Genomic DNA, 25,136 nt, shown 5'->3' on the forward strand with positions numbered 1-25,136 from the left:
CGTTTTTATCTTTGCGGGCGCTGCTTTTAGGAAGCGACACCGCACCCCATTATGGCAGAAGTGCTGGAATGGCGCTCAGAACCGGCTTTCCTCGGATTCGTTATCCGCAGGATCCGCTGCAAGCCCCTCCACAAGCGCATACGTTGCGGGGCCGAAGCCCATCAGACGGCAGACCTCGGCCTCTATCTCGATTCCGTCTGCATCATCGCCTACGAGCATGTTGAGCGCGCGATGCGCCGAGACCGCCTGGGCGGGCAGGCCGTCGGCGATGCGCCTGGCGTTGTCGTCGTGCTAGACGATGGCCACCTCAAAGTCGCCGAAGTGCTCACGCGCCCAGGCGACGGTGAGCTTGCAGAGCGCGTCCAGTTCCACGTGGTCCTTGTGGTCCGACGAGAGCACGTAGTGCTTGTAGGTACTGCAGGCCCCGTCTCCCCAAGGCGTGTCGTTTTGCCAGTGCGAGCGCGTGTCGTCCATCGCAGCTGCCCAGTCGAAGGCGGCAGCTTCGCGATCGAGAACGTCGAGGTTCAGGTAGTCGGCGACGAGCACTCTCCCGCCCTTGGTGAGGTTGCGATAGACGCCCCTGCAGGATGTGTGGCCGGATATGGGCTTGAGCAATGGCATTGAAGCCACCTACAGGAAGAGCAGACGCGGCTCTGCCACCTCGCACTCGTGCTCCCGTCGCTCGGCATCCGGGTGGAGAAGCGCGCCATTGAAGCAACGGCGCGATGGGCGCGGCTCCCGGTGCCGCCAAGTGCTATCTCGTGCGTTGTACGCACAAGATAGGCTGCTTGCTTAGAAGGGGAAGTCTGCCGCGTTCGGTAGGAGTTGACGTCCATGCAAATGCATTGCTGCTAGAATGTATTCACGTTGTATTTACCCAAAAGGCAGGTGCACAAGGTGAAGTATTCGGAGCTTGTGAATAGTGGTGCCACCGAGACCGAGCTGCAGGAGCAACTCGTTGGCGGTGACATGACCACCATCACCATGCGCATCCCCAGAAACCTCAAGGAAGCAGGAGCAGAGGCCGCGAACCTGCGCGGCATCAGCTTCAGCGCCTTCATTCGCATGTGCATGATCGAAGAGCTTACGAAGAAAAGGCAGTAGCCGGTGGCACTAGACGAGCTACATACCGCTGGCTCGGGCTTCATCGAGAGCTTCGACTCGCGCTACCCGACGCGCGTCCTGGAGACGCTCCTTAGCGATCGCACTACCGGCCACAACATCATCTGGGCCGATGACGAGTACGAGGCCCTCGGCGACGGCTACATGGGAGACGACGAGATAACCGTCGAGAAGATCACCGGCCTCTCCTCCGGTGTCATCAAGCCGCGCATCGCCAAGGAGCAGGAGCACCAGTCGCAGCGCACCAGGACGCGCGCAGAGGTGTTCACACCGTCGTGGCTGGTGAACCGCATGAACAACGACCTCGACGCGCATGGTTCGGCGCGCGGGACGCCTTCAACGCGGAGGAGGGCACCGTATGGCACACCAGCGCGGGGCCGATAGCCTTCCCCAGGAGGAAGGGCCACGGTTGGCACGCCTACGTCGAGAGCCCACGCCTGGAGATCACCTGCGGCGAGGCGCCCTTCGTGTGCTCGCGCTACGACACCGTCACGGGAGACGCCCTCTCCGTGGCAGAGCGCATCGGCTTCCTCGACCGGAAGCTGCGCGTCGTGAGCGAGAGGACCAAGTCGCGTCGCGAGTGGGTGCGATGGGCGCTCACGGCCCTCAAGGCCTCATACGGCTTCGAGTACCAGGGCGACAACCTGCTCCTCGCGCGCATCAACGTGTTCAAGACCTTCTGCGAGCATCTTTGCGGTTGATTTTAAGGTCAGCCGAACACGTAGGCAATCTCGTTGTCTCAGCAGTTATCCGAACGCTTCGAGGGGGCTCTGGCGACACACATTCCTTGGAGTTCTTGGGGAGGTTGTGGGGGCTGGGTGTTCGGATGGGTATTGACTGGAAAGCTGCCTTTAGCTCGCGGGGATAGTCCAGACTCATCTGAACGAGATCGTCGTGAGAGGGTATAGCTTGTCCTTGGTCGAACTCGCCTAGATCCAGCACCGTCGTCGACTCGCGCTCGAGCGCGGTGTGGAGCACGGCTTCCCTGGCTGGGCAGGCTTTCCTGCGCTGCTTCTTCGAGCCGCAGCTCCAGAGCTCCTGCTGGTTGTACTCCTTGCGCCGATGGCTGTGCATGTAGCTCGCCCCAGCTGGTTTTGAACTAGCCTAGCATGCTTTCGGTGGCTTCCCGTATGTCCTGAAGGCGGCGGTCAGTACACCCTTGATGCCCTTCCAAATGAACGAGAAGATGCCTTTGATGCCACTCCAGGTTTGTGACCAGTTGCCAGTGAAAACTCCGGCAAATACATCAAAAAGGCCAGTGAGCACCCCGAAGGCGATTTCGAGCACGCTCGCTACGACTGAGAACACGATCTCGAGCAGAAGCGCGAGGACGCTGCACAGGGTGTCCCACGCCGTCTTGGTAACCCCCGCTAGGTTCTGGAAGTCGAAGCCCAGCGCGTTGATGCGTCCGACGATGTCAGAGGCGAAGGTGTCCGCAGCCTCGCTTGTGTGCTGCCGGGTCGCGATGGTGGCCTCGCGGAAGCCCTCGTTGGTTTGCCAGAGGTACGCGAAGGTCGTCACGAGCGTGCCGATGACGGCGACGGTAGCCACGACGGGAGCGGAGATGCCGGACAGTGCGGCATCAAGCTTGCCTAGCAACCCTTCTGCGACCTTGGCCCCGATTACGAGCTTGGCGATCGCCTTGCCCGCAGCCGAGAGGATCTGTATGGTCGTGCAATGACGCTTGAGCATCTCACGGATCTGGGCCGTGAATCCGACGCGAGATTTGTCCGTGAGCGTTGCGCGTACGTTCTCGGGCTCGGGCCGCGAATCTGGTGCCTGCGCGCCCTGGCTGTTCAGCGCCTTGGGCATGATTTCCGAGAGGTCGTGCAGTAACTGCGACAGCTCATAGAAATCTGCCATAATGTCCTTGATGTTGGGCACAGGCTCTTCGAGCGTGTCAAGCAGCGAGAACTCGCCGCCAGTCTCGGTGATCTCCTGGTCGAGCGAGAGGACGTTTCCCGCACGGCGAAACTCGCAGTTCAGGCAGTCGGTATCGCACAACCAAAAGCGGTTCTTCGGGCAGACGCAGCGCCCGTGATACTGCATGCGCTTGCGGGTGGCGTCGCACTCGCGGATGTAGGGGCAGTAGGTCTCTTCGTCGACTTCCGCCCACTGGCGGGTGGACTTGAGGTAGATGCGGTGGGTCTTGGGACGGTTGTCTCGGGCTTTCATTGTCGGTCTCCTCTTGGCTGGGAAGCCGAAGCGGAGACCGCCCGAATGGGTCTGCCAGACAGATGTGCGGCATGGGTCACCTCGTGCGGATTTCTCCGCCCCGGCTTGGTGACCAGCCGTTCGCCAGCTGGCTCTATTCGCTTGTCAGGGCCGCTTTCGCGGCGAACAGCCCCTGTCTGTGCACTCGAGGCATCACGTCGGCGACCCTGGGCCTTTTAGCGTCGTGCCCGGGACGTTGCGCCTAGCTCAGGTCTGCATCGATGGCGTACAGCTCGTTGAAGATGTCAGGGAGGTCAAGGACATTCGCCTCCTCGACGCATGTAACGCCTAACCTCGCGAAAGCAGTCTCAGCGGCTGCCGAGCCCAGTTCGGAGGCAACGGCTGCAGCCGAGTTGTCGATGTTGACCAGCCAGTTCTGACGCTCGTACTCGGTCATTGTTCGCTCCTTCCTGTCTCAGCCTTCCTGTCCGGACGAGTCAGGCCATTGACGAAATATTTCTTTGCGTTCGCACGCATTTTCTTAGCGATAGGCTGATGAATTATCAGCAACGCACAGATTCGTGATAGACTTGGAAATAGATGTTTATCGCGCATCTGTTGATGCCCATTCTAGAAAGCGTGGCTTGCTGGGTTTTGACAGCCGGTGACGCGGTTGTGACAAGAGTTGTCACGTGGGGAGGTTGGACGTGCAGTTCTGCGAGATTGCCCAAGAGCTGAAACCGCTCCTTGAGCCTACGAGCACGAATTCCGATTTCGTGCTGTCTCTCGTCGGCCAGCTTTTGCGTGACCCCATAGACGAAGACGAGCAGAAGCTTTACGACAGGGGGTGCTACAACCCGCTGAGCACCGTCGAACCAAACACTCGCAACGTGTACTATTCCGGAACTCGCCCAATCTCGAAAATCAAGGCAGAGGTAATCTTCAACCGGTTCGATGCACACTCATTTGTTGAGACCATTGACGACCTTCCAGATGCGGGCAAGGAGCATCTGCAGAAGTTCTTGCGTGCTCGTGGCGTTGACGTCGAGCTTGTTGACCTCGGTGTGGCCATGGAGGACATTTTCAGGCAGCTATTCAATTCGCTATGGCAGGGCAATCCAGATCCGGAAATCGCTCTGACCATCTACGACCCGAAGCCGAGCGTGAGGAGCTCGGTAGAGAACAGGGTGTATTGCGAGGACGGAAAGCTGTTCATCGACGGCAGCGTGATAGAGCTTCCTGTCAAGTTGAGCGCCGACGAGCTCTACGAGTTCGAGTCGGGATACATCTCCGCGCTTTGCGCGGCCTACGCCGACGCTCTCTCACTCGACTCCGTAGAGGAGAAGGACATCCCCAGTCTTCCAGTAAAGTACAGGCGAGACTACTCACGGCAACGGAAGGCTTACCTGAGCGCGGAGAGCATCCAACGCTCAATGCGGGAGGTATACGACGAGGGCGAGAACCAGTTCGACATCCTAAAGGCCGATGCCTATGACGGCATCCAGACCACGTATTTCGGCGACTACGAGAACGGGTACGGGCGGCTGGTGAGCGTGCTCAATAAGGTGTCAGACATACAGCTCACGAAGTCGAAGCTCATGCTCATCAAGAACCTCATCGGCAACCTCGAGCGCCTCGGAATAGTCCACATCCTCGTCAATGACGGCACTATCAAGTCATGGGTGGATCCATATGAAGAATGACGTCTTCAACTCGGTTTTCGAGAACATGCTCAGGGTTCTGCTGCTCTCGGAGGTGCTCGGCAAACCGGCGAACTCCGACCGCATCGCTGCCCTAGACTTCATAAGCATCTTCGGAAAGAAGTTCGAAGTCCTCGGCTCGAACCTTCACGGCGACAACGATTTCGGCTTCTCCGAGTACACGGACAAGAGGAACAAGGTCAGCGAGGCACTGAAGCTGGCGGTGAAGAACGGCTTCATCGAGGCGACGAACACCGGCGATGGTTTTGCCTACGCAATAACCTCTCGGGGCAAGCAGGTGGTGGACGCTTCCCGCTCGCCCTACTCGACGGCATACGCATCGGGGGCTTCGGTCGTTTGCGAACGTTTCGAATCCACCTCCGACGACAAGCTCCTGAAATTCATCACAGGCAAAGCTGTAGAGAGCAAGGGGGTGTGAGATGCATTCTTTCATGGTCGAGAGCCTCCGCGTAACCGGAGCGGACAAGGAAGACGCCTATGTAGAGTTCGCTGACGGGCTCAACATCATTCGCGGGCGGTCGAATACTGGCAAGACCTGGATACTGAAATGCCTCTATTACCTATTCAGCTCGGACACGAGGCCGTTCTCTCCCTCGACAGGCTACACGGATATCGTGGGCACGTTCCTCACGAAAAGCTTTGGCCGGATGACCATTTCTAGGAAGCTGGACGATACGACGGCAGTCGTGCTGGCGGAAAGCAATGAGATAGAGGACGGCGAATACGCCACCAACTACAAAAAGAAGAAGCAGGGAACCAGGTACCTCAACGATCTGTGGCTCCGCATAATCGGCCTAGACGCGACCATCGAGGTGCCGAAGAACGAAAACTATGCCAGAGACCGCATCTCATGGACGAACATAGCCGGTGCATTCATCACCGACGAGAGCGAAATTGCCAAAGAGGGATCCATAATTCTGAAAGAACCCACATATGCGACCTCCCTCATATCCTCGCTGATTTATTTGTTGAGCGGGGACTTCAAAGAAGGGGTAAAGGAGATCCCGAAGAAGGAGATCCTCGAAGCGCAGAGCGAAGGGAGGTCTTCCTTCATCCGGGAACAGCAGAAACGCCTGAAGCAACAGCGGTCAGATCTCATCCTTCAACTCGAAGAGCTTGCAAGCATCGATGTCGAGAAGGCGATGGAGGAACTCACCTCGCGCATCCAAGAGATTCAGGCGCGCGCAAACGAGCTGGTCGAGGAAAGCCGCTCCCTGTCACGCCAGATCGCGGTGCAGCAGCAAGAAGAGGCGAGTTGCAAGGTGCTCATCGACCGTTACGAGAAGCTTGCGAGCCAGTACAAAGCCGATCTCGCACGCCTCGACTTCGTCTCCAAGGGCGAGACCGCTGTCCGCGAGCTGCCACAGATCGGCACCTGCCCATTTTGCGGCGGGCCTATGCATCCAGATAGCGACCCACTCTATGCCGAAGCCATAGAGGGTGAGGCGAGACGCATCGCCTCGGAGCTGGCTGTCATCGTCGCCACGGAGGTCGGAGTCCGCGACGATTTATCGATTATCCAGGCGGAGCTGGCAGACTTGATGCAACGCAAGTCCGAGGTCGCCAAAAAGCTCGAGGTAAGCAGCCGTGAGATTCGTGACTACAGCTCCGACATTCAGAAGTACCGGGAGTATTCATCCTTGAGCGGGAGAATCGAGTTCGTTGAAACCCAGCTGCTCGACCTGGGGGAGCAGCTCGCTAATCCATCGTCCGAGAGTGAGAAAACGGAAAAATATAGGGCCAAGAAGGAGTTCAAGAAAATCGTCGGCAGCGATTTCGACGAATCTCTGAATCGTATTCTCAAGGACTGCAATTATCGTACCGGCGGCTATGCGAGCTGGGACTTCACGAAGTTCGACGTATGCATCGACGGCATCCCAAAGTCGGAAGACCAGGGGCAGGGCTATTGTTCCTTCCTCAACTCAGTCGTCTCGATGATGTTCTACGAGTACTTCAATCGCGAAGGGGTCTTCATTAAGCCGGGAATCCTGATGATCGACACGCCCCTTCTCGGTTTCGACGAAAACGAGCTGGGCTTCGATGGTCAAACCATCAAGGTCGGCCTGTATCAATACTTCAGAGACCACCAGGGTGACGGCCAGATGATCATTGTCGACAACATGGGGGTCATGCCAAACATCGACTTCGAATCCCATGGGGTCAACGTGATCACCTATCACAAAGATGAGGAAAAGGGACATGTTTACGGCTTCATGCCCAGTTTGAGAAGAGACCTTCCGAAGGAGGAACAATGAAGCTTTCGTATAAGAAGCTATGGGTGATGCTCGTCGAACGAGACATGAAGAAGACCGAATTCGCTAAGAAGGCAAAGATTAGCTCGGCTTCTCTTGCGAAACTCGGAAAAGGCGCGAACGTCACGACGGACATTCTCGTGAAGATTTGCGAGGAGCTGCATTGTGACATCGGTGACATTTGCGAGATTGTCCCCGACCAAGACGAGGACAACGACCGTTCCTTCGCTACGCGGAAATAGGTTTTACGAGAGGTTGCTGATAATGTCAGGCAAAGTAATCGACGCAATGTGGGATGACTCGCCGGTCAACGTTTCGACCGAGGTCAACTTCATTTGGTCTATCGCAAACAAGCTGCGGGGGACGTACCAGAGCGACAAATACAAGGACGTCATCATCCCCATGGTTATCATCAGGCGCTTCGAGTGCGCCTTAGAGCCGACCAAGGATGCCGTGGTTTCTAAGTTCAAGGAGAACCCGAGCTTCCCATACAAGGCTATGTGCCGTATCTCGGGCTTCCAGTTCTACAATACGAGCGAGTACACGCTGGCAGAGCTTATCAACGACTCCGAGCACATTGCTGCAAACTTCAAAAGCTACCTGCAGGGATTCTCTTCCAACGTGCAGGAGATACTTATGTCTGCCGAGAAGGGCCTGGACTTCGGCAAGCAGATAGACAAGATGGACAAGAACAACCGCCTGCTCCCGGTGGTGAAGGCCTTCTCGGAGCTCGACCTCAATCCGCGCACGATAGACAACGTGAAGATGGGCTATATCTTCGAAGAGCTGATCAGGAAGTTCTCGGAAAATGCCGAGGCTGGTGACCACTATACCGGGCGCGATATCATCAAGCTTATGGTGAACATCCTGCTGGCTGAAGGCTGCGACGACATCTTCGACGATGCGAAGGTCATTACCATTTTGGATCAGGCATGTGGCACTGGAGCATGCTCTCCACGGGCTACAACTTCATCAAGCGTTATAACCCCTCTGCGGACGTGCGCTTGTTCGGCCAGGAGATTAATCCTGAGTCGTATGCCATGTGCCTTGCCGAGATGATGATCAAGGGGCAAAACGCAGAGAACATCTGCTACCAGGACACCATGGTGGCCGACCGCTTCCCGCACACTAAGATGCGCTTCGTGCTAGAGAACCCGCCCTTCGGCACTGCCTGGGGCGGCAAGGACGCCGCTGAGGGTGTCGAGGATGCGGTTCGTGCGGAACACCTCAAGGGCTTCGATGGCCGCTGGGGAGCGGGCCTTCCCGGCTCCGGCGACATGCAGATGCTTTTCCTGCAGTCGGCGGTGGACAAGATGGACGATGACTTTGGGCGCGCCGCAATCATCGAAAACGGCAGCCCTCTGTTTACGGGCGGCACTGCCTCGGGCGAGAGCCAGATCCGCCGTTGGCTTCTGGAGCAAGACATCATCGAGGCGATCATCGCTCTACCTGTCGACCTCTTCTACAACACCGGCATCGCCACCTACATATGGGTGCTATCGAAAAACAAACGTCCGGAACGCAAGGGCAAGATACAGCTCATCGACGCGAGCGGCATCTTCCACAAGCTCCGCAAGGCGCTCGGTGAGAAGAAGAACGAAATCAGCCCGTCTGACCGTAAGCGAATCACCAAGCTCTATGCGGACTTCCAGGAAGGAGAGCTTGTCAAGATTTACGACAACAGCGAGTTCATCTACCGCGAGTATGTGGTGATGCAGCCTCTGCAGCGAAGCTATGCTATTACCGGTGAACGAATCGATCAGATGCTCGCATCCGGCGCTCTGTCGAATCTCTATGACGAGGCTAAGGTTAACGAGCTCGAGGAGGCCGAGGAGCAAACCGGCAAGGATGCCAAGAAGCTAGAGAAGCTGCTTGATGGCAAACCGGTCTATGATGCCATCCTTGCGGCGCTGCGGGCAAATGTGTCCGATGATGTCTACCTTTCGCCAGATGACTTCCTGCCTGTGCTCACCGAAGTTCTGTCAAGCGCGACGGCGGACAAGAAGCTCTTAGCACGCATTGCCGACGGGCTATCCGTCATGGACAAGAATGCGAAGGTTCAGACCGACCGCAAAGGCAATGTGCTCTACGACAAGGAGACCAAAGACACTGAGATTGTGAAGGTTGAGGAGAGCATTGACGACTACATGGCGCGCGAGGTTCTACCCCACGTGCCCGATGCGGTCGCCTTCTTCGAGGAAGACCTCTCTAAGAAGAAGCCCGTTATCAAGACCGGCGCCGAGATTCCCTTCACGCGTTACTTCTACACGTACTTGCCGCCCGCGCCGAGCGAAGAGCTTGAGTATGCGTTCTTGGAACTGGACAGGTCTGTGAATGACCGCGTTGCCAAGCTCTTCGAGTAAGGGGTGGCGACGATGAGAGAAATGAAGGCTAGCGGAGTCACTTGGATAGGGATGATTCCAAGTACCTGGGAAATAGACAATCCGAAATGGCACTTTACGCAGCGTAAAGACAGGGCGACTCCCGGCTTAACCCAACTTACGGCATCTCAGAAATATGGACTCATCTCCCAGGAGGAGTACATGAGCCGCATGGGTGCAAAGATTGTAGTGGTCGAGAAAGATTTCGACATCCTCAAGCTTGTTTGCGCAGGAGATTTTGTAATACACATGAGAAGCTTCCAGGGAGGTCTCGAATACAGCGAGCAGACAGGAAGTACCAGCTCTGCGTATGTCATGCTTATTCCAAAAAAGACCATTCTCGAGCCCCGTTATTACAAGTGGTTTTTTAAGTCGACGGCCTATATTGATGCTTTGAGCAGCACTACGAATCTCGTTCGAGACGGGCAGGCGATGCGGTGGGCAAACTTTATTCAGCTTCCTATTCTTTTCCCGCCTGAGGACGAACAGATAGCGATTGCTTCACTGCTAGATGAGAAGACAGCCGAAATTGACGAAGTAACAGAGGGTATTCAGGCTGAGATAGACGCGCTTGAGTTGTACAAGAGGTCGGTTATTACCGAGGCGGCAGTAAAGGGCTTACACCCGAATACGCCCATGCAGAAAACCGGCATCGAATATGCAGGTGAAATACCGGGGCACTGGGCAATGCATCCGGTTTATTACTACTTCGGCGAGAGAAAACACAAGAACGTTCTGGGTCAAGAAGAGAATCTGCTCTCGCTGAGCTACGGTCGAGTTATTCGTAGGGACATCAACGCGAATGGCGGTCTGCTACCTGAGAGCTTCACCACCTACAACATCATTGAAGCCGGTGACATCATCATCCGTCCAACAGACTTGCAGAATGACAAGCGAAGTTTGCGTACGGGACTTGCTACCGAACATGGCATCATTACCTCGGCGTATATTGCACTCAAGCCAATCAAACCAGTGAACACTTCCTACTTCCACTACCTTCTTCATGCTTTTGATGTCATGAAGGTGTTCTACAACATGGGGAACGGCGTGCGCCAGGGGTTCAATTACTCTGAATTCTCAAAGCTAATGGTCTTCGAGCCGTCTCTTCATGAGCAAGACGAAATAGTCGCATACCTTGACTACCGTTGCGGCGAGATTGACCATGCTATCGCCGACAAGCACAAGCAACTTGAAGTCCTTGATGAATACAAGAAGTCGCTCATCTACGAGTATGTGACCGGCAAGAAGGAAGTGGTCTAGTGGGTGTAGTCGCCTTTCTTCCTGCAATAATTGGTGGCATCGCCGGTCTTTTCTCTGGCCTCGTAGCTACCTTGATACTTCGGGCTTTGGATAATCGTGGAAAGATTCAGGCGTTCTACAGCCCCAGGTTCGAGGAACAGGGTTTGACATACTCCGCAGATGCGATGCTCGTGCCCATGAGGGTCGAATTCTTCAACACTGCAAAAAGTGCCCGCCAGATCAGAGACTGCTGTCTCTACATCCACTTCGATAATGAAACGACTATACGGTTCGACCGGGTACACCGAGCAGATAAAGAAACCCGAAAAGCAGATGACGTGCGCACGTATGAGCGCCAAGACCTCAAGTATTCTTTCGTGTTGCCGCCGTCTGGAATGACCGAACGGTACTTCGAGTTTAGCGTCGGTATTCCCACAGGACTCAGGGATACCGGCTTCAAAGGAACCGTCAGCCTTTCCTATACCGACGAGCGCGGAGATAGGATGGCAGCCTCGTTTTTCAGCGTTGAAGAGGTCGATAGCCGCATTGTTCCTGACTTGCGCGAGGGATACCGCGAGCTGCGATTCAAGAAGGTAAAGACCCGGTAAGGGCTAAGGACGAAAGGACTCTATCGGGATGAACGATATTCTCAGCGAGAAGGACTACCAGCGTTTCATCATGGAGCGCCTGAAGGAAGACAACGGGTATCGCATCCGCAAGCAGAAGAGCTTCGACAGGCTCTTTGCGGTCGACCGCGAGATGCTGTTCGAGTTCCTGCGCGGAACGCAGCCCGATGAGATGGAGACCCTGCGCCGCATCTACAAAGGCGACCTCGAGCAGACCATCGTCAGCTACGTCAACGCCGAGGCCACCAAGGCACGCGGCAGTCTGCTGGGCGTGCTCAAGCATGGTATCGAGCTATCCAACATGAAGCTCGAGCTGATGTACACCAAGCCCGCGACCACCTTCAACCCCGACCTCATGGCCAAGTACGAGAAGAACATCTTCTCGGTGATGGAGGAGGTCTGGGCAAGCGACGAGGAGCGCATCGACCTGGTGGTCTTCCTCAACGGGCTAGCCATCATGTCCTTCGAGCTGAAGTGCAACGCCGCAGGCCAGTCCTACCAGGACGCTATCTACCAGTACCGCACCGAGCGCAACCCCAAGACGCGCCTGTTCCTGTTCAAGGCCGGTTGCTTGGTGAACTTCGCCATGGACTTGAACGAGGTCTACATGACCACCAAGCTCGCGGACGAGGCCACCTACTTCCTGCCTTTCAACATAGGCAACGGCAACGGCGTGGACATGGGCGCAGGCAACCCTACCTTCGACGACAAGTACTCCGTCTCGTACATGTGGGAGGACATCCTGAAGAAGGACACCGTCCTCGACCTCATCGGGCGCTTCGTGTTCATCGAGACCAAGGAGGAGACCGACGAGCTGACCGGCAAGAAGCGCCGCAAGGAGACGATCATCTTTCCACGCTACCACCAGCTCGACGTCATCCGAAAGCTGCTGGCCGACGTGCGCGAGAACCGCACGGCGCAGAACTACCTCATCCAGCACAGCGCCGGTTCTGGCAAGACCAACTCCATCGCATGGCTCGCGCACCGGCTGACCTCGCTGCACGATGCGGACAACAAGATCATCTTCGACAATGTCATCATCGTGACCGACCGTGTGGTGGTCGACCGACAGCTGCAGAAGGCCATCCTCGGCCTCGAACACAAGGCGGGCCTCATCCGCGTGATGGACGACAAGTGCAACTCCGCAGACCTCGCCATCGCCCTCAACGGCAACACGAAGATCATCGCCACGACCATCCAGAAGTTCCCCTACATCGTGGACAGCGTGAAGGGGCTTGAGGGTAAGCGGTTCGCTGTCATCATCGACGAGGCGCATTCCTCCACCGCTGGCAAGGACATGGCCGCCGTGACCAAGTCGCTCGGCTCCGGCGAGGGTACCGAGGCAGACGTGGAAGACCTCATCACCGACGCGATACGCCGCAACGGCAAGCAGCCCAACGTCTCGATGTTCGCCTTCACGGCGACGCCCAAGCCCACGACCATCATGCTGTTCGGGCGGCTGAACACCAAGGGCCAGCGCGAGGCGTTCCACATCTACTCGATGAGGCAGGCCATCGAGGAGGGCTTCATCCTCGACGTGCTGATGAACTACACCACCTACGACACCTTCTACCAGATCAACAAAGAGATTGAGGAAGACCCGCGCTGCAAGACCGTCGAGGCCAAGCGCCAGATCGCCCGCTTCGTCGAGCTGCACGATACCAACATCGCGCAGCGCGTGGAGGTCATCGTCGAGCACTTCCGCACCACGGTGATGACCGGGCTCGGCGGTATGGCTAAGGCGATGGTTGTCACAGCCTCGCGCGCCTCCGCCGTGAAGTACCGGCAGGCGTTCGAGGAGTACTGCGCCAAGAAGGGCTACACCGACATCCATGCCCTGGTGGCTTTCTCGGGCAAGGTGACGCTGCCCGACGACAGCACCGAGTACACCGAGGCGGGCATGAACGGCTTCCCCGAGGACAGGCTCGTCAAGGAGTTCGACCGCGACGACTACCAGGTGCTGCTGGTCGCCAACAAGTACCAGACGGGCTTCGACCAGCCCAAGCTCTGCGCCATGTACGTCCTCAAGAAGCTCAAGGGCGTGTCCGCCGTGCAGACGCTCTCGCGCTTGAACCGCATCTGCCCGCCCTTCGAGAAGAAGACCTTCGTGCTCGACTTCGTGAACGGCTACGAGGACATCAAGAACGCCTTCGCACCGTACTACACGACGACGCTGCTCTCCAACTCGGTCACGCCCGAGGCCATCTACGACCTTGAGGCCAAGATCGACGCCTACGCCGTCCTCGACCCGGAGTACATCGACAAGACCAACGAGCTGCTCTACAAGGAGAAGGTCACTTTGAGGGAGAAGCAGCGCCTCATCCACTACTTCACCCGCTCCAAGAACATGATCGAGGCATACGACCTGCTCAAGCAGCACGAGATTGTCGCGCTGATGCGCCACTTCGTGCGCTTCTACGAGTTCATGCTGCAGGTCTCGTGCTTTGAGGACACCGACCTGCACCGCAAGTACAACTTCATCAACTACCTGCTGGCCTACATCAACATCAAGCACCCCGGCGGCGGCTTCGACCTCACCGGGAAGATCAAGGCCACCAACTTCCTGCAGAAAAAGAACGAGGAGCACGCCAAGCCCGACCTGATGGCCAAGCCGGTCGTGAAACTCGCGCAGGCAGAGACATTCGAGCTGACCGAGGCCAAGGAGGAGCGGCTGTCGCAGATCATCGCCGAGATCAACAGCCGCACGGGCAAGTCATACGACAACGACGTGGCCGTGAAGGCCATGCTGCAGATCCGCGACATCCTGCTGAAGTCGGAGAAGCTCAAGGCTTCCGCCAAGAACAACACGGTGAGGGACTTCGAGTTCTCCTACTTCGACGACATCGACGACGCTCTCATCGAGGGCCTGTCGCAGAACCAGGACTTTTTCACGCTGCTGCTGAGCAACGACGAGATAAAGAGGCAAGTGCTCGGCATCTTCACCGACGAGATATACCAGAGCCTCAGAAGTGCGTAAGGAGCTTGCCATGTTCGACCGATTCCGCCTGAAGGAAGTGCTCGTAGAGTACAAGAAGGACTTCATCCCCATGCAATGGGGCAACGAGAAATACAAATGGGAGGCCGTGAAGCATTTCCAAGACAATTGGGATGTGAACACGCCCGACTTCGCCGACATGCTCGAGCGGTCTCTGGCCAAGACCCACAACCTCCTGGCATCGATGAACAACTTCCCGGCGAGGATGATCGTGGGCTTCGCCAAGACCGCGCCAGAAGAGGTGCGCTCGATGTTCATCGCGCTCTTCGACGAGGGTAGGGACTACTACGAGCGTGTGAACGAGTTCAAGATGCAGTCCTCGATCCTGCTGGAGAAGTACGGAAACGGCGCAGGACAGCACTACCAGTACGAGAACGCCGTCACCACCTATCTGTGGCTGCGCTACCCGGACAGGTACTACATCTACAAATTTGGCGAAGTGAAGAAGGCCGCCGACGAGCTCGACGCCGACTACCGCTTCAAGAAGGGCGCTTACGCCGACAACGTGCGCAACCACCTAGCGTTCTACGACGAGTTGTGCGGGGCACTTAAGGCCGACGAAGACCTGGCCGCCATACTGCGTTCGCAGCTCACGCCCGAGTGCTATCCAGACCCGGAGCTGCGCACGCTCACCATCGACGTCGGCTTTTACATCAGCCGCTACGTCGCGGGCAAGCAGGAAACGCCCGCAACCGACTGGTTTCCCGCGAAGGAGGAGTACGACCCAGGCCTGTCCGCAGATGACTGGGAGGCGCTGCTCCGCGATGAGTCTGTGTTCACCGAGGGAGCGCTCGAGATCGTCCGTCGTCTCAAGGACTACGGCGGCGAGGCCACCTGCAAGCAGCTCTCCGTGAAGTACGGTGAGTCGAGACAGTTCTATCTGAGCGGCTCTGTCTCGCTCGCCAAGCGCGTGGTCGAGAAGACTGGTTGCCCGGTGCTCGCCGGTGATCATGAGAATTCGAAGTGGTGGCCGGTGCTCTATGTCGGACGCCACGCGGGCAAAGACGAGGAGGGCTCATACGTCTGGAGGCTGCGTGACGAGCTCGCCGAGGCGCTCGACCGCATCGACTTGAGCGGCGTGGCCCTGCACGCTGAGTCCGAAGGCGGCGAGGACGACCGGGGATACTGGTGGCTCAACACCAACCCCAAGATCTGGAGTTTCGCCGACATCGCGGTCGGAGAGGTGCAGTCCTACACGCTCTACAACGAGAACGGCAACAAGCGCCGCGTCTTCCAGAACTTCCTGGACGCCAGGGCCGGTGACATGATCATCGGCTACGAGTCGAACCCGGTGAAGCAGATCGTAGCCATCGGCAAGGTCTCCGCCGAGCAGGACGGCGAGAAGCTCTACTTCGAGAAGGTCGAGGGGCTCTCCACGCCCATCGACTATCAGACGCTGCACGACTGCTCCGAGCTGGAGAAGATGGAGTACTTCGTCAACCCGCAGGGCAGCCTTTTCAAGCTGACACCCGGCGAGTACGACTTCATCCCCGACCTCATCCGCGAAGAGAACCCCATCGCCGGGGAGGCCAAGGTCGAGACCTACATCGAGGATGACTTCCTCGAGGATGTCTACATGTCCGAGGAGCGATACGAGCATCTGGTGGCGGTTCTGCGGAACAAGAAGAACGTCATCCTGCAGGGCGCTCCGGGCGTCGGGAAGACATTCTGCGCCAACAGGCTCGCCTGGTCGATGATGGGAGAGAAGGACGATAGCCGCATCGAGTTCGTGCAGTTCCACCAGAACTACTCCTACGAGGACTTCATGATGGGCTACAAGCCCGCTGGCGAGGGGTTCGAGCTGAAGTACGGCGTGTTCTACCGCTTCTGCCAGAAGGCCGCCAGCCAGCCGGACAAGGAGTTCTTCTTCGTCATCGACGAGATCAACCGTGGCAACATGTCCAAGATATTCGGCGAGCTGCTGATGCTCATCGAGCGCGACTACCGTGGCACCAAGGCCACGCTCGCGTATAACGGCCTTTCCTTCAGCGTGCCCAAGAACCTCTATATCATCGGCATGATGAACACCGCCGACCGGTCACTCGCCATGATCGACTACGCGCTGCGCCGCCGTTTCAGCTTCTTCGAGATGGAGCCGGGGTTCGACTCCGAGGGCTTCGCGGCCTACCAGAAGTCGCTCGACAACGAGGTACTCGACGAGTTGGTAACCCGGGTCAAGGAGCTTAACGCCGAGATAGCGCGCGACCGCTCGCTCGGACGCGGCTTCTGCATCGGGCACAGCTACTTTTGCGGGCGCGACGTCGCAGACGAGGAGTGGCTGCGCGAGGTCGTGGACTACGACATCCTGCCGATGCTGGCCGAGTACTGGTTCGACGACGAGGCCAAGCTGCGCCGCTGGGAGAACAGCCTGCACGGGGTGTTCCAGCGATGATCAAGGACAAGAGCATATTCATCAAGAACGTCTACTATATGCTCTCCTACGCGTTCCAAGACCTGCGCCCCGACCGCGAGGACGACGTCGCGGGTGAAGATTTCGAGCGCATCCACGACCTGCTCGCGTCCATTCTCGCCAAGGGCATCGCACGGCAGCTCAAGCAGGGTCTCTACCGCGAATACGTGAACCACGTGGAAGACCTGCCCGTGCTGCGGGGCAAGGTCGAGATAGCGGGAACCATCAGGAATAGGCTCGCTCGTAACTGCCGAGTTTCGTGCGAATACGATGAGCTATCCGAGGACAACCTGCTCAACCAGATCCTGAAGACGACGGCCATGCTGCTTCTGCGCCACGGTGACGTGAGTGCCGAGCACCGCGATGAGCTGAAGAAGCGCATGCTGTTCTTTGCCACCGTGGGCGAGGTGGAGCCTGCGGGCATCTGCTGGTCGTCCATCCGCTTCACGTGCAACAACCAGAGCTACCGGATGCTGCTGTCGGTGTGCCAGCTGGTCATCGACGGCATGCTGCTCACCGACGAGCGCGGTGAGATGTACCTGATGACCTACATCAAGCCGCAGTACATGGAGCGGCTCTACGAGAAGTTCATCCTTGAGTACTACCGCAAGGAGTGCGGCTTCGCGCAGGCCAGCTCCCCGCAGATCAAGTGGGCGCTCGACGACGGGATGGGCACGATGCTTCCCACCATGCAGAGCGATATAGTGCTTTCGCGCGGGGGCACAGTTCTCATCATCGATGCGAAGTACTACACGCATACGCTGCAGACGTGGGATGCCTACGATTCGGCGACTATCCACTCGAACAACCTGTACCAGATCTTCACCTACGTAAAGAATAAGGAGGCCGAGCTCGCGGGTGCGACGCACGAGGTGAGCGGCATGCTGCTCTATGCCAAGACCGACGAGGAGACCCAGCCCGATGGCATCTACCAGATGAGCGGCAACCAGATTAGCGTGCGTACGCTCGACCTGAACCTACCCTTCGAGCAGATCGCAGCCCAGCTCGACGCGATAGCCGAGCAGCACTTCGCTAAGGAGGCGATTGCCGTATGAGCAATGTTGACGAGATCGTAGCTGCGCAGATCGAAGAGCTGACAGCGAACCTCCGAGATTCTGCCGAGCGAATGAAATACACGTACAAAGCGCACGAAAAGGCTGCGGACAGGTACGACCTCTATGAGAGGCGCAGGCATATAGCGCTTATTGCGTTGACCGTTTTATCAGCGAGCACGTTGATCATGAGCATATTCGCGCTCGTCGGTCATGAAGCTTGGGGGAATATTGCGGTCGCTGTCGTTGCAACTTGCGCCAGCCTCGCATCTCTTCTTGGAGACTATCTCGACTTTGCAGGTAAGAGTCAGCTCCATCAGATGACGGCTGTGAAAACACGCTCCCTGTTTGTCCGCTACGAAGACCTTATTGGCGATTTACGAACAGGGGCAGTTACGCCAGCGGCAGCAAGAAAGCGTCGCGACCTAATGAGGGAAGAGGAGAACGCGGTGCTTGCGGACGTTGCTCGGACGACCAAAAAGGACTACGACCGGGCGTCAAGGGCGCTGGAATCTGGCGAGAAGACCTCCGAGGCACAAGACGCCCTGCACGCTAGCTAGCCGAAAGGATCACATGTCGGACTCTCAGTATCTGCTCGAACAAGTTCTGGCTAATCTCAAGGTGGCAAACAGCGACGAGATTGCCAATAGGCGTGACGCTATAACGAAAGCTCTTAACAAGAGTTTTCGCGACAATCCTGATTCGACGAAGAATTCCATGATGATTGGGTCGTACGGAAGGCACACGGCCATCAATGGAATTTCTGATCTCGATATGGTGTATATCCTTCCTGCTGGCTTGCAGAATCAATATCGAGGCAAAGGCGGAACTTCTAAGGCGCTTAGAGACGTACGCGAAGCGATAGAGTCTCGCTACTCCTCAACCGACGTGACGGTTTCGTCTCCGGTCGTGGTGGTTAAGTTTGCCAATTTCCAGTTTGAGGTGCAGCCCGTATTCTCCGAGGGCGACGGCACATTTAAATACCCAGATACGAAGCTCGATATTTGGAAGCCCATTAAGCCTCGTAAGGAGATTGAGGCAATAAAGCAATTGGATGAGCAGAGCCATGGCACATTGCGGAAGGTGTGCAGGCTAGCTCGTGCCTGGAAGGACAAGCACGCCGTCAAGATGAACGGCCTGCTTATCGACACGCTGGCTTACAACTACTTGAGCTGCAATGAACAGCTGTGGACTTCGGGGGTATTGCTAGCCGATTGCATGTTCGGATTCTTCGCCTATTTGGCCAGCGAGCCGCAGAAGGAATACTACCTCGCTCCGGGAAGTAATCAGAAAGTTTACGTGAAGAACGGATTCCGTCACAAGGCCGCAATAGCTCGCAATCTTTGCCAAGAAGCCATTGATGGCGAGGGAAACACTACGAACTGGAGAAAATGGCGTGCAGTGTTCGGCAAGGTCGTGTCCTCACAAACGCAGATTTCAAGCGAGGAGGAATCCGATTACATCGATACCGAGGAATTCATAGAAGACCTCTACCCGCAGAATATCAGGTATGGACTCGACATCGATTGCGAGGTTGGAAACGCGGGCACATTTGCGTCTTGGCTTTCAAGCATGCTGCGCAGCCACGTGTTGCTTCCGCGAGAAAAGACTTTGCTGTTCAAGGTTACCTACTGCAGTGTTCCTGAACCCTATGAGCTGAAGTGGAAGGTTCTGAACCGAGGTGACGAGGCCAGGCGAAGGGACATGATTCGCGGGCAGATTATCGACGACGGCGGTAATGGGGAGCAGAAGGAGACCACCGATTTCAAGGGCGATCATTACGTTGAGTGTTATGCCGTGAAAGATGGCGAGGTTGTTGCCCGAGCACATATTGACGTGCCGATATCGTAGGCTTGTCAAGAACGATTTAACGTTTCCCTGAACCTTTTAACGATTCCTATTTGAGAGAGCGAGGTGGGTGCATATGAGAACGGCGGTGAGAACGGCTGAGCGGAGCAAGGCCGAGGCGCTTGGCGCATGGCTGGCATTGGCGAGCTATATGCTGGCATCTAAAGCCGCAGGTGAAAGCCGCGTTTCTGCTCGACGCAGCACCGACCCCGCAACAGGACTTTGTATCAAAGACGGCAGCTTGTTAGATCCGACATGCGGGACTGCCGGATTCTTTATCTCGGCAATGCACAAGATGCTAGAGATGGCAGATAGCGACGCCAAAATTAAGAGCATCAAGAAGAAGCAGTTGCACGGCTATGAGCTGCAAAGCAACATGTTTGCCGTCGCTGCAGCAAACATGATTCTCCGTCGCGATGGTAACATCAACTTGGAATGCGCAGACTTCCTCAAGAAGAATCCCGCGCAGGTTCAACTAAAAGGTGCGACGGTCGGTTTGATGAATCCGCCCTACTCTCAGGGGACTACGGCAGACCCCGACCAGTACGAGCTCTCATTTGTCGAGCATCTCCTGGACTCTCTTGCCCCGGGTGCCCGTGCGACAGTTATCGTTCCGCAGTCATCAATGACAGGTAAGACGGAGGCAGAGCAGACATTCAAGACGTCCATTCTCAAGCAGCATACGCTCGAGGGCGTGATTACGTGCAACACGGACACGTTCTACGGTGTAGGTGTAAACCCCGTTATAGCTGTATTCACTGCGCACGAGCCGCATAATCCGCAGAAAGTGTGCAAGTTTATTGACTTCAGGGATGATGGTTACGAGGTGAAGGCCCATATCGGCCTTGTCGAAGGAGATGCCGCAAAGGACAAGAGACAGCATCTATTGGATGTATGGTTTGACCGTACGGAGGTACCATCGAAGTTCTATGTTGAATCGACTGTTCAGGCGGATGATGAGTGGCTACACAGTTTTTATTACTTTAATGATGAAATTCCTACCGATGCTGATTTCGAGAAGGCAATCGGCGACTATCTGACGTTCGAGTTCTCTATGGTCATGCAGAATCGCGAGTATCTTTTTGCGGGGGGGGGTGACGATAGTGCAGAAGCTAAGTGAAAAAGAATGGAGTTATTTTTCGCTACCGGATATTTTTTCTGAGATACAACGGGGAAAGCGCATAAAAAACGCAGATCACATACCCGGCAACGTTCCCTACGTCTCATCTACAGAAGCTAAACAATGGCGTTGATGACTTCATCGTCGCTTCTCCAGGAACAAGGTCGTTTAGCGACTGCGTTAGCCTTGCCAATAGTGGAAGTGTTGGTGCGGCCTTCTACGAGCCTTTTAGGTATGTTGCGAGTGATCATGTGACCAGCTTAAAGCGACCGGGTACATCGAAGTTTGCGTATTTGTTCCTAGTGAGTAGTAGCCACCCGCGGTACCGGCAGTCAGATTGATTGGTACCGCGGGTAGGATCTTTTGGTGCCGGGTGTAGCCACCGATGGTACCGCTTGATTATTTCTTCTTCGGCTTTGCCGCTGCCTCCTTCTCGTCGCGCTTTTTCGCCACGTACTCGCGCATGTTCGGGCCTTCGATATCTATGTAGCGCGCCCCCTTCGCTATGCGGTTGAGCGTCGAGTCGGCCATCAGCTCGCCTTCTATTCTCAGATACCATTCCTGCGGTTCCAGCTGCGAGGCTATGATCGTGGCCGCCACGCCCTCTCGCGCCTCCATGATCTCGAACAAATCCACCGCGTTCAATGGCGACTCTATAGGCGTGGTCAGGAAATCGTCGCACAGGAGCACGCTCACGGTCTTGTATTCATTCAAGGCCTCGTAATAGGCCTCGGCGTTGACGAGCCTCGCTCGGTTCAGATCTTCGAAGATGTCGGCAAGACGGGCGTATCGTACGTCTATAAGCTTGCGGCATGCCGCCACCCCCAGCGCCTGAATGAGGAACGACTTGCCGCAGCCACTCCTCGATATGACGCAGATGACCTCGTTGTCCTCAATCCACTTGCATTCCGCATACCTGGTTATCCTGTCGCGGCTGAGCTTGCGCTCCGGCAGGTAGATCAGATCCTCGACGCAGGCACCCTGGTCCTTGAACTTGGCGTTCTTCACCAGCTTCTGCATCTTGCGCGTGTCGCGCGATTCGCTCTCGGCGTCGATGAGTACCTTCATCTTCTCCTCGAAGGTGAGGTCGTCATACGAATCGTCGTCAATCATCTCGCGCAGCTTGCGGCCCATGCCGCCGATCCTGAATTCCGTGAACTTGCGGAAGTCCTCCTCGCTAAGCATCCTCTTCACCGTCCTTGCCTTCATAGGCGCCTTCACCATCGGCATCATCGCCGTCATCCTCGTCATCGCGTTTGCGCTTCCAGGCATCCGCCCCGCTCACGAGCCCCGCATGCGGCGCCTTGTCCTCGACCTCGCCGAAGGGCGCGCTTGCGATTGCGGTGCTGGAGGCTTTGCGAGCATCCGCCGCCTTGATGGCCAATATGGCGTTCTTGACCGCGGTGTAGCTGGGAGCGGCGGATACCGCCGACGTCAGCTTCGCACAGGCACGCTCGAGCAGGGCCGGCGAATACTGCTTCGAGAGTCCCAGCACGTTGCGACACGGGACGAACGCCTGCTCGACGATGGGCTTCGCCGCGAGCATGCGCTCAATGGCAATCTTTGTGGCTGGGCCGATCTTCGCCGCCCACGAGGTGAAGCGATCCGGCGACCAGGGCGACTGCAGGCTCGCATGGTTGGGTGGCATATGCTCGGCGTTCGTGGAATACTGGTTCTTGCGCCCGCGGAGGCGCGGGTGCACTGCGACGACCTCGCCGCCGTGCATGACGGTGACCTTGTCCTGCGTGAGCTTCGCGTCGCACGTCTCTCCCACAAGCGTATGCGGCACGGAGTAATGCATCCAGTCGATGCGGATGTGGTAATCGGGCGGCACCTTCGCGCGGCGCCAATCGCAGATCTCAAAGGGCTCTACCGGCAACGGGGCCAGATACTCGCGCTCCTCATCTTCGAACGCCTGGATGCGCGAGCCGTCCTTGGCGGAGAACTCGCGGTTGTTGAGCCAGTCGGCCTGTTCTGCTATGAATTCGTTGAGCTCGTCCAAGTCGCGGAACACCAGCTCCTCGGACGGCGCCACGATCCACTTCTCAACGAGGTCGACGACCTCTTCGGCCTCGCTTTTGTCGCGGGGCTTGCGGACGCGGGCGGGGACGACGGCCGTTCCGTAGTGCTCAGCGAACTGCTGGTAGGTGTCGTTTATCTTGGTGAAGTGCGGGCCCTTGCGGTCGGTGGCGGTACCGGCATTGTCGGGGATGAGCATGTGGGGAACGCCGCCGAAGAATGCGAGCGCCCGCTCATGGCCGTCAATCCAAGAGCGCATCGCCATATCCACATATCCGCGTGCCCAGATGATCGCCGAGAACGGCAGGCTGATGATCAGCACGTAGACCGGGGTGCGGGCACCCGTCACGCGGTCCGTGAGATGGCAGACGTCGCCGGCCCAGTCGATATACGCCTTCGCCCCGGGATCGTGGATGAAGTGCGCTGCCACCCCGGCCTTCTTCGCCGCCGCGAACTTCTCGCAGAACGTCTGGTAGGAGTAGGCCGCAAGCTCCTTGGAGGCCGCGTCCTCGCAGTACTCGTACCAGAACATCTTCACCGGCAGCTTGCGGTTGCGCTTCTTGCGCTCGACCAACCCGTCCGCGTCCGGCTGCAGGTACTTCGGCCCGGCTCCCTCGCCTTCTGCGGAATCCTGCTTGAGGAGCTCCGCGCATTCGGCATCCGTCATATCCGCTACATCGTCGGAACCGAATCCGAGCTCTTTGAGCTTCGCCGATGCGGCGGAGACGTCGCGCTTGCTGCAGTGCAGGATCGCGCAGATCTCCGATTGGCTGAGCGCCCCTCCTGCCAGCAACTCGAGCATCCGCTTCTTCCTGGTTGGCATAAATGCCCCCCTTTCTTCAAGGCATCCCTAATTGGATGCACGCGAAGAAAGTCTAGGCATGATCGAGGCTATAGGGGAGACGGTACCATCCTGCTGACTTGCGGTACCATTCCAGCTGACTCCCGGTACCAAACCGGGCTACTACTCATTCCTAGCTTCATCTATCAAAAAACAAGGCTCTAATTTAATTTCAATAGAGAAATTAATGACGCGCGAGCGAAACGGATGCAAATATTGCTTCCTATTGATGACGCTGGGTTTCCTAGTTACTCCTATATGGAGCAGTACTCGTCTCATGTGAGGGGGCATGCTCATGCGGTATAGAGAGTTTATCGCTGGGCGTCTTTCCGAGTTTGAGCATAAAAATATTCCTACGCTCGATGAGAAAGAGTGGGCGGAATTTTCCCTTGAAGAGCTCTTTGCCGTTGGGGCCGGTAAGCGACTGACAAACGCAGACAAGATTGAGAGCAAGCGGCCTTTCGTAGGTGCAACGGATAACGCAAACGGCGTTACTGGTTTTGTCTCCAATGACAATACTTCTCGCGACAGAAACGCCTTGGGGGTTAATTACAACGGTGTGCCGTGCATAGCGTTTTACCACCCATATGAGTGCATCTTCACCGATGATGTTAAGCGGCTACATCTGAAGGACTACGGTGACAACAAGTATGTTATGCTATTTCTCAAAGCGATTGTCATGCAGCAACGCTCCAAATACTGCTACGGCTACAAGTTCAAAGAAAAACGAATGCTACGCCAGAAGCTCATGGTTCCCCTAAGTGACACTACTGGAAAGCCCGATTATGTGTATATGGAGCAGTACGCCAAGAACATGATGCTGAGGAAGTACGAACAGCATTTGGATTTTCTGAGAGAAGGCGATGCTACAAGTGGCTGCTGAAGTTTATGCCTCTCGGCGGAAGGTATGCCTAGAAGGCCGTATATGGGATTTGCATATCCATACGCAATCGGACAAGTTGAAAAATGTTTCTGCAAAGGATTATGCGGCCAAGCTTGGGGAGTTGTTCGCGGAAGAGCGCTACAAGAATCTAGACTTGGTGTCTTTCACGGACCACAACTGTATCAACATCGAGGCATATAAGAGCTTTTTGAGCGCTCAGTCACACGTGGCTCTAATCCCAGGTGTCGAGATAGATACTTACTTGGATGAGGCCGCCAAAGACACCAAAGAGTCCAAACATCTCATTGTTTATTTTGATGCAGTCGATGATTTTGAAACAACGAAGAAACTGGCTTCGGAGTTAAACAGATGGCTATCTGCAAATGCTGTAGGCCCGCACAACCCGGTTTACATAGCGAGTTTATTGGCAAAGCTCATAGATATCTGCCATGAAATCTAAACGCGTTTCGCGC

The 25,136-nt window shown here is 56.5% G+C and carries 23 protein-coding genes and 1 pseudogene; 18 read left to right on the plus strand and 6 right to left on the minus strand.

What is annotated here, in order from left to right:
- Positions 1-75 precede the first annotated feature (75 nt).
- Both NOV21_RS04425 and NOV21_RS04430 read right to left on the minus strand, forming a co-directional pair.
- A complete protein-coding gene (locus NOV21_RS04425; RefSeq protein ID WP_283171771.1) occupies positions 76-219 on the minus strand; it encodes a hypothetical protein in 144 nt (47 codons plus the stop codon).
- A gap of 72 nt (positions 220-291) precedes the next feature.
- Positions 292-621, minus strand: coding sequence for a hypothetical protein (locus tag NOV21_RS04430; RefSeq protein ID WP_283169996.1), 330 nt, complete (start codon positions 619-621; stop codon positions 292-294).
- A 276-nt stretch (positions 622-897) separates the two neighbouring features.
- Here NOV21_RS04430 and NOV21_RS04435 point away from each other — a divergent pair, with 276 nt between their 5' ends.
- The 3 genes from NOV21_RS04435 to NOV21_RS04445 all read left to right on the plus strand — a co-directional run bounded on the left by NOV21_RS04435 (position 898) and on the right by NOV21_RS04445 (position 1,823).
- Positions 898-1,104, plus strand: coding sequence for a hypothetical protein (locus NOV21_RS04435; RefSeq protein WP_283169997.1), 207 nt, complete (start codon positions 898-900; stop codon positions 1,102-1,104).
- A 3-nt stretch (positions 1,105-1,107) separates the two neighbouring features.
- The gene (locus tag NOV21_RS04440; RefSeq protein WP_283169998.1) at positions 1,108-1,506 is read left to right on the plus strand and encodes a hypothetical protein; all 399 of its coding nucleotides are present in this window, start codon (positions 1,108-1,110) and stop codon (positions 1,504-1,506) included.
- An 83-nt stretch (positions 1,507-1,589) separates the two neighbouring features.
- Entirely contained in the window at positions 1,590-1,823 is a 234-nt protein-coding gene (locus tag NOV21_RS04445) for a hypothetical protein (protein ID WP_283169999.1), read from the plus strand.
- A 403-nt stretch (positions 1,824-2,226) separates the two neighbouring features.
- Here NOV21_RS04445 and NOV21_RS04450 read toward each other — a convergent pair whose 3' ends face one another.
- Together NOV21_RS04450 and NOV21_RS04455 are read right to left on the minus strand one after the other, a co-directional pair.
- The gene (locus tag NOV21_RS04450; RefSeq protein ID WP_283170000.1) at positions 2,227-3,297 is read right to left on the minus strand and encodes a phage tail protein; all 1,071 of its coding nucleotides are present in this window, start codon (positions 3,295-3,297) and stop codon (positions 2,227-2,229) included.
- A 241-nt stretch (positions 3,298-3,538) separates the two neighbouring features.
- Positions 3,539-3,733 carry a hypothetical protein gene (locus NOV21_RS04455; protein WP_283170001.1) on the minus strand — a complete coding sequence of 65 codons (195 nt, stop codon included), beginning with the start codon at positions 3,731-3,733 and terminating at the stop codon, positions 3,539-3,541.
- A 235-nt stretch (positions 3,734-3,968) separates the two neighbouring features.
- On the opposite strand from NOV21_RS04455, the gene NOV21_RS04460 reads away from it, so the two are divergent.
- The 13 genes and pseudogenes from NOV21_RS04460 to NOV21_RS04520 all read left to right on the plus strand — a co-directional run bounded on the left by NOV21_RS04460 (position 3,969) and on the right by NOV21_RS04520 (position 20,920).
- The gene (locus NOV21_RS04460) at positions 3,969-4,979 is read left to right on the plus strand and encodes an ABC-three component system protein (RefSeq protein ID WP_283170002.1); all 1,011 of its coding nucleotides are present in this window, start codon (positions 3,969-3,971) and stop codon (positions 4,977-4,979) included.
- Positions 4,969-5,415, plus strand: a complete 447-nt coding sequence (locus NOV21_RS04465; protein WP_283170003.1) for an ABC-three component system middle component 2 — start codon at positions 4,969-4,971, stop codon at positions 5,413-5,415. The genes NOV21_RS04460 and NOV21_RS04465 overlap by 11 nt, the downstream gene beginning before the upstream one ends.
- Position 5,416: 1 nt before the next feature.
- Positions 5,417-7,252: a hypothetical protein gene (locus NOV21_RS04470; protein WP_283170004.1), complete on the plus strand. Its 1,836-nt coding sequence runs from the start codon at positions 5,417-5,419 to the stop codon at positions 7,250-7,252.
- Positions 7,249-7,491, plus strand: coding sequence for a helix-turn-helix domain-containing protein (locus NOV21_RS04475; RefSeq protein ID WP_283170005.1), 243 nt, complete (start codon positions 7,249-7,251; stop codon positions 7,489-7,491). Before NOV21_RS04470 ends, NOV21_RS04475 begins: the two co-directional genes overlap by 4 nt.
- A gap of 46 nt (positions 7,492-7,537) precedes the next feature.
- Positions 7,538-9,612, plus strand: a pseudogene (locus tag NOV21_RS11335) (type I restriction-modification system subunit M).
- 12 nt (positions 9,613-9,624) lie between these two features.
- The gene (locus NOV21_RS04485; RefSeq protein ID WP_283170007.1) at positions 9,625-10,890 is read left to right on the plus strand and encodes a restriction endonuclease subunit S domain-containing protein; all 1,266 of its coding nucleotides are present in this window, start codon (positions 9,625-9,627) and stop codon (positions 10,888-10,890) included.
- Positions 10,890-11,477, plus strand: coding sequence for a hypothetical protein (locus NOV21_RS04490; protein WP_283170008.1), 588 nt, complete (start codon positions 10,890-10,892; stop codon positions 11,475-11,477). Before NOV21_RS04485 ends, NOV21_RS04490 begins: the two co-directional genes overlap by 1 nt.
- Before the next feature lie 28 nt (positions 11,478-11,505).
- Positions 11,506-14,472: a type I restriction endonuclease subunit R gene (locus tag NOV21_RS04495; RefSeq protein ID WP_283170009.1), complete on the plus strand. Its 2,967-nt coding sequence runs from the start codon at positions 11,506-11,508 to the stop codon at positions 14,470-14,472.
- A gap of 10 nt (positions 14,473-14,482) precedes the next feature.
- Complete coding sequence (locus tag NOV21_RS04500) at positions 14,483-16,882, plus strand: AAA family ATPase (RefSeq protein ID WP_283170010.1); 2,400 nt, start codon at positions 14,483-14,485, stop codon at positions 16,880-16,882.
- Positions 16,879-17,955, plus strand: a complete 1,077-nt coding sequence (gene mcrC, locus NOV21_RS04505) for a 5-methylcytosine-specific restriction endonuclease system specificity protein McrC (RefSeq protein ID WP_283170011.1) — start codon at positions 16,879-16,881, stop codon at positions 17,953-17,955. The genes NOV21_RS04500 and mcrC overlap by 4 nt, the downstream gene beginning before the upstream one ends.
- Positions 17,952-18,512: an SLATT domain-containing protein gene (locus tag NOV21_RS04510; protein WP_283170012.1), complete on the plus strand. Its 561-nt coding sequence runs from the start codon at positions 17,952-17,954 to the stop codon at positions 18,510-18,512. Before mcrC ends, NOV21_RS04510 begins: the two co-directional genes overlap by 4 nt.
- Positions 18,513-18,525: 13 nt before the next feature.
- Positions 18,526-19,803, plus strand: a complete 1,278-nt coding sequence (locus NOV21_RS04515) for a nucleotide-binding domain-containing protein (protein ID WP_283170013.1) — start codon at positions 18,526-18,528, stop codon at positions 19,801-19,803.
- 73 nt (positions 19,804-19,876) lie between these two features.
- Positions 19,877-20,920 (plus strand): HsdM family class I SAM-dependent methyltransferase, encoded by a 1,044-nt coding sequence (locus NOV21_RS04520; RefSeq protein ID WP_283170014.1) that lies wholly within the window; start codon positions 19,877-19,879, stop codon positions 20,918-20,920.
- 399 nt (positions 20,921-21,319) lie between these two features.
- Here NOV21_RS04520 and NOV21_RS04525 read toward each other — a convergent pair whose 3' ends face one another.
- A complete protein-coding gene (locus NOV21_RS04525; protein ID WP_283170244.1) occupies positions 21,320-22,105 on the minus strand; it encodes an ATP-binding protein in 786 nt (261 codons plus the stop codon).
- Entirely contained in the window at positions 22,098-23,762 is a 1,665-nt protein-coding gene (gene istA, locus NOV21_RS04530) for an IS21 family transposase (protein WP_283170015.1), read from the minus strand. The genes NOV21_RS04525 and istA overlap by 8 nt, the downstream gene beginning before the upstream one ends.
- A 313-nt stretch (positions 23,763-24,075) precedes the next feature.
- Here istA and NOV21_RS04535 point away from each other — a divergent pair, with 313 nt between their 5' ends.
- Both NOV21_RS04535 and NOV21_RS04540 read left to right on the plus strand, forming a co-directional pair.
- A complete protein-coding gene (locus tag NOV21_RS04535; RefSeq protein ID WP_283170016.1) occupies positions 24,076-24,663 on the plus strand; it encodes a restriction endonuclease subunit S in 588 nt (195 codons plus the stop codon).
- A complete protein-coding gene (locus NOV21_RS04540) occupies positions 24,653-25,123 on the plus strand; it encodes a CehA/McbA family metallohydrolase domain-containing protein (protein WP_283170017.1) in 471 nt (156 codons plus the stop codon). Before NOV21_RS04535 ends, NOV21_RS04540 begins: the two co-directional genes overlap by 11 nt.
- The last annotated feature ends 13 nt before the right edge of the window (positions 25,124-25,136 follow it).

It is taken from the genome of Curtanaerobium respiraculi (assembly GCF_024609215.1).
Lineage (GTDB): Bacteria > Actinomycetota > Coriobacteriia > Coriobacteriales > Eggerthellaceae > Curtanaerobium > Curtanaerobium respiraculi.